The 5,126-nt window shown below is 74.0% G+C and carries 4 protein-coding genes, 1 pseudogene and 1 riboswitch; of the genes and pseudogenes, 3 read left to right on the plus strand and 2 right to left on the minus strand.

Features of this window, described 5'->3' with window-relative positions; translation table 11 throughout:
• The 3 genes and pseudogenes from PAI11_RS26870 to meaB all read left to right on the plus strand — a co-directional run.
• Positions 1-503: pseudogene (locus PAI11_RS26870) on the plus strand (methylmalonyl-CoA mutase); the annotation flags it as partial.
• The gene (scpA, locus tag PAI11_RS06090) at positions 500-2,734 is read left to right on the plus strand and encodes a methylmalonyl-CoA mutase (RefSeq protein WP_050897136.1); all 2,235 of its coding nucleotides are present in this window, start codon (positions 500-502) and stop codon (positions 2,732-2,734) included. The pseudogene PAI11_RS26870 and the gene scpA, both read left to right, overlap by 4 nt.
• A gap of 37 nt (positions 2,735-2,771) precedes the next feature.
• Complete coding sequence (gene meaB / locus PAI11_RS06095; protein WP_007571989.1) at positions 2,772-3,779, plus strand: methylmalonyl Co-A mutase-associated GTPase MeaB; 1,008 nt, start codon at positions 2,772-2,774, stop codon at positions 3,777-3,779.
• A 40-nt stretch (positions 3,780-3,819) separates the two neighbouring features.
• Here meaB and PAI11_RS06100 read toward each other — a convergent pair whose 3' ends face one another.
• Both PAI11_RS06100 and PAI11_RS06105 read right to left on the minus strand, forming a co-directional pair.
• Positions 3,820-4,581 (minus strand): CbtA family protein, encoded by a 762-nt coding sequence (locus PAI11_RS06100; protein ID WP_007571991.1) that lies wholly within the window; start codon positions 4,579-4,581, stop codon positions 3,820-3,822.
• 15 nt (positions 4,582-4,596) lie between these two features.
• Positions 4,597-4,830, minus strand: coding sequence for a CbtB domain-containing protein (locus tag PAI11_RS06105; RefSeq protein ID WP_007571992.1), 234 nt, complete (start codon positions 4,828-4,830; stop codon positions 4,597-4,599).
• Positions 4,831-4,885: 55 nt separating this feature from the next.
• Positions 4,886-4,955: riboswitch (cobalamin riboswitch) on the minus strand.
• Positions 4,956-5,126 lie beyond the last annotated feature (171 nt).

The raw sequence follows: 5,126 nt of genomic DNA on the forward strand, positions 1-5,126 counted from the left end.
CGCCAGCTGAGCCGGTCCGCCGCGACGCCGCGCCGTTCGAGCAGCTGCGCCGCGACGCCGCCACCCACGCCGGCGACGCCGGCCAGCCCGGCCCGGTCGTCCTGCTGGCGTGCCTGGGGCCGCTGGCCGCGCACAGCGCCGCCGCGACCTGGGCGACGAACTTCCTCGGCGTCGGCGGGCTCGCCGCCCACCAGTCCGCGCCGCTGACCTCGGCCGAGGCCGTCACCGCCGCCTGGCACGAGGCCGGCGGCCCGCCCGTCGCCGTCGTCGCGTTCGGGCGCAAGGAGTCCGATCACGGGCTGGCCGACACCGTCTCCGCGCTGCGGGCCGCCGGGGCCTCCGTGATCCTGCTGGCGCAGGCGACCGACGACCGCGCCGCGACCGTCGGCGCCGACGGGGCGCTGCGCGACGGCGTCGACATGATCGCCGAGCTGCGCGCCGCGCTCGACGCGACCGTCGCGGCCGAGCGACCGACCACCACCGACGCGGAGGCCGTCCGATGAGCGCGATCCCCGACCTGACGGGCGCCTCGCTGGGCGACGTCGAGACCGCCCCCGCCGACCGCGCCACGATCGACGCAGCCGCGACCGCGGCGGCCGGCCGGCCGCTCGACGACCTGCGCTTCGCCGCCCCCGAGGGCATCACCCTCGAGCCCGGCTACGGCTCGGGCGACGTCGCCGGCCTGGACTTCCTCGACACCCGGCCCGGGTTCCCGCCGTACCTGCGCGGGCCCTACCCGACGATGTACGTCAACCAGCCGTGGACGGTCCGCCAGTACGCGGGCTTCTCGACGGCCGAGGAGTCGAACGCCTTCTACCGCCGCAACCTCGCCGCCGGCCAGAAGGGCCTGTCGATCGCCTTCGACCTGGCCACCCACCGCGGCTACGACTCCGACAACCCGCGGGTCGCCGGCGACGTCGGCATGGCCGGGGTCGCGATCGACTCGATCCTCGACATGCGGACGCTGTTCGACGGCATCCCGCTCGACGAGATGTCGGTGTCGATGACCATGAACGGCGCCGTGCTGCCGGTGCTCGCGCTGTTCATCGTCGCGGGCGAGGAGCAGGGCGTCGCGGCCAAGGACCTCACGGGGACGATCCAGAACGACGTCCTCAAGGAGTTCATGGTCCGCAACACCTACATCTATCCGCCGGCCCCGAGCATGCGGATCATCAGCGACATCTTCGCGTTCACCTCGCAGGAGATGCCGCGCTTCAACTCGATCTCGATCTCCGGCTACCACATGCAGGAGGCCGGGGCGAGCGCCGACCTGGAGCTGGGCTACACGCTGGCCGACGGCATCGAGTACGCCCGCGCCGGCATCGAGGCCGGGATCCCGATCGACAAGTTCGCGCCGCGGCTGTCGTTCTTCTGGGCGATCGGCATGAACTTCTACATGGAGGTCGCCAAGATGCGGGCCGGGCGCCTGCTCTGGGCGAAGCTCATGAAGCAGTTCGACCCGCAGTCGGCGAAGTCGCTGTCGCTGCGGACCCACTGCCAGACCTCCGGCTGGTCGCTGGCCGCGCAGGACGTCTACAACAACGTCGTCCGGACCTGCGTCGAGGCGATGGCGGCGACCCAGGGCCACACCCAGTCGCTGCACACCAACGCGCTCGACGAGGCGCTGGCGCTGCCGACCGACTTCAGCGCCCGGATCGCCCGCAACACCCAGCTGTTCCTGCAGCAGGAGTCGGGCACCACCGACGTCATCGACCCGTGGGGCGGCAGCTACTACATCGAGCGCCTGACGGCCGAGCTGGCCGAGCGCGCGCTGGCCCACATCGCCGAGATCGAGGAGCTCGGCGGGATGACCAAGGCGATCGACGCCGGCGTCCCGAAGCTGCGGATCGAGGAGTCGGCCGCCCGCACCCAGGCGCGGATCGACTCGGGCAAGCAGACGCTGGTCGGGGTCAACCGCTTCCGGCCGGCGAACGAGGAGCAGATCGACGTCCTCAAGGTCGACAACCACGGCGTCCGCGCCCGCCAGATCGAGAAGCTCGAGCGGCTGCGGGCCGAGCGCGACGAGCCGCGGGTGCAGGCGACGCTGCAGCGGCTGACCGAGGGCGCGGCCAGCGCCTCCAGCGGCCACCGGGCCGAGGATCACAACCTGCTGGCGCTGGCGGTCGAGGCGGCGCGCGCGCACGCGTCGGTCGGCGAGATCAGCGACGCGCTCGAGAAGGTCTTCGGCCGCCACACCGCCGAGATCCGCTCGATCGCCGGCGTCTACCGGAGCGAGGTCGGAGAGATGAGCCAGTCGTTCACGCGCACCCGGGCGCTGGTCGAGTCGTTCGAGGAGCAGGAGGGTCGCCGGCCCCGGATCCTGGTCGCGAAGATGGGTCAGGACGGCCACGACCGCGGCCAGAAGGTGATCGCGACGGCGTTCGCCGACCTCGGCTTCGACGTCGACATCGGACCGCTGTTCCAGACGCCGGAGGAGGTCGCCCGCCAGGCGATCGAGGCCGACGTCCACGTGGTCGGCGCCTCGTCGCTGGCCGCCGGCCACCTGACGCTGGTGCCGCAGCTGCGCAAGGCGCTCGACGAGCAGGGTCGCGACGACATCCTGGTCGTCGTCGGCGGCGTGATCCCGCCGCAGGACTTCGACGCGCTGCGCGAGGCCGGCGCCGCCGCGATCTACCCGCCCGGGACCGTGATCGGCGAGGCCGCGGGCGCGCTGCTGGAGCTGCTGATGGGCAAGCTCGACCTCGAGGTGCCGGCGGCGGCCGCCGAGGCGTGAGCGACGACCGCCCGATGCGCGCCGGCGGTCGCCCCTGATGGCCCGCCCCCGCCCCTCCGTCGACGAGCTGGTCGCCGGCCTGCGCGCCGGCGACCGTGGCGTGCTCGCGCGGGCGATCACGCTCGCCGAGAGCCGCCGGGTCGACGACCGGGCGCTGGCGCAGGAGGTCATGGCCCGGCTGCTGCCGGAGATCGGCGGCGCCCGCCGGATCGGCCTGACCGGCGTTCCGGGCGCCGGCAAGTCGACGACGATCGAGGCGCTCGGCGTCTGGCTGGTCGAGCAGGGCCACCGGGTCGCGGTGCTGGCGATCGACCCGTCGAGCACTCGCCAGGGCGGCAGCATCCTCGGCGACAAGACCCGGATGCAGCGGCTGAGCGCGCTGGAGGAGGCCTACATCCGCCCGTCGCCGACGTCGGGCGTGCTGGGCGGCGTCGCCCGCCGCACGCGCGAGGCGATGGTGCTCTGCGAGGCGGCCGGATTCGACGTGATCATCGTCGAGTCGGTCGGCGTCGGCCAGTCCGAGGCCGAGCTGGCGGAGCTGGTCGACTGCGTCCTGCTGCTGCTGGTGCCGGGCGCCGGCGACGAGCTGCAGGGGATCAAGCGCGGGATCGTCGAGGTCGCCGACGTGATCGTGGTCAACAAGGCCGACGGCGACGCGCTGCGGCTGGCCCGGCGCGCCGCCGGCGACTACCGCCACGCGCTGCGGATGCTGCCCGAGGCGACGCCCGGCTGGAAGACGCCGGTGCTGACCGCCAGCGCCGCCGAGGGGACCGGGATCGCCGAGACCTGGGCGACGATCGAGGAGCACCGCGCCCACCAGGAGTCGACCGGCGGGCTCGAGCGGCGACGCGCGGCCCAGCAGCTGCGCTGGCTGCGGGCGCAGGTCGAGGAGGCGGTGCTGACCGCGTTCCATGGTCGCGAGGGCGTCGCCGAGGCGCTGCGCGAGGCCGAGGACGCGGTCGCCGAGGCGCGCGCGACGGTGCCGCAGGCGGCCGCCCGGGTGCTCGCGGCCGGCTTCGGCGACAGCGCCCCCGAGACCACCTAGGCGCGGAGCGGGGCGCGGATCGCTCCGCGCCCCGTCCGGATCAGGTCGTCGGTGCGCTGGCGCCGGCCGCGGCGCGGCGACCCAGCAGCGGCTTGCCGGCCAGCGCCCGCTCGGCCGCGTGCCCGAAGCCGAAGGCCAGCAGCGACCAGATGATCGCCTGGGTGCCGAGGTTGGCCAGCCGGAAGTCCCAGAGGACCTGCGGCGGGAAGCCGGTGCGGACCTCGTTCTCGGCCGGCAGCGCCAGGTGGGCGACGCCGATCAGGACCGCGAACAGCAGCAGCCCGGCCGCGACCGCGTTGCCGACGCCCCAGCGGGCGTACAGGTCGCGGATCAGCCGTCCGGCGGCGACCGCGGCGACGATCGCGATCACGATCAGGACGAAGAACCAGCCGGTCCGCTCGCCGATCGTGTCGCCGCTGCCGACCGCGGGCGGGTTGGCGGGGTACTTCGTGAACGGCACCAGCACGACCGTCGTGAAGCCGACCGCGGCGATCACCAGCGCCGTCGCCCGCGCCTGCAGCGCGCCGATCCGGCCGTAGATCATCGCGAAGATCAGGCCGACGAAGCCGCCGATCGCGGTGCTGAAGATCAGGATCCCGGTCAGCAGCCCGAGCGTGCTCTGCAAGTCGCGGCTGACCTCCGGGGCTCCCTCGTCCATCGCGCCGGCCTTGGCGGCCGCCGCCTCCTCGACGGCGATCGCGGCCTTGACCGGCGGCTCACCGACGAAGTACGCCCAGGCGAAGGCGACGAGGCCGACCACCAGGCCGACCAGCATCCCCCGCACCAGCAAGGTGCGAACCATGTCGAGGCTCCCCGCTCAGTGGCAGGGGAAGCCGAGCAGGTGGCGCGCGTCGTGCACCAGCTCGTGGATCGCGGAGCCGGAGAAGACCGACGTCGCGCCCTCTTCCGCGCCGACGAAGTAGATCGCCAGCATCAGCACCAGGCCGGCGAAGATCCAGTAGGGCAGCAGCTCACGGGGCGACGCGACGGGGATCGGAACCCCGGACTCGCGGCGCTCTGCGGCTGGCTCGATGGCGGTCTGCGTGCTCACGTCTGATCGTCCTCCTCGGGATCTCGCGTCCCGTCGTTGGCGATGCGAGGTGGCGGAGTCTCTGGCTCCCGGCCCGTGGGCCGATCACAGTGGCGCGACCGCACCGGACTTGCACCGGCTTCCTCGCGTCACCTCGCTCGTTCGCGGCAGCATACCGGGGCCGAGCCGCCGTGATGCGACGAACCACCCTCGATCGCGCCGGGCGGGCGCGGCCGGCTCACCAGCGGGGCGCGTCGCTGCCGGCCGGGACGGGCCCGCCGGCCCAGCGCAGCGGCCGGCCGTCGAGGGCGCCGGGC

The organism is Patulibacter medicamentivorans (genome assembly GCF_000240225.1).
Taxonomy (GTDB): domain Bacteria; phylum Actinomycetota; class Thermoleophilia; order Solirubrobacterales; family Solirubrobacteraceae; genus Patulibacter; species Patulibacter medicamentivorans.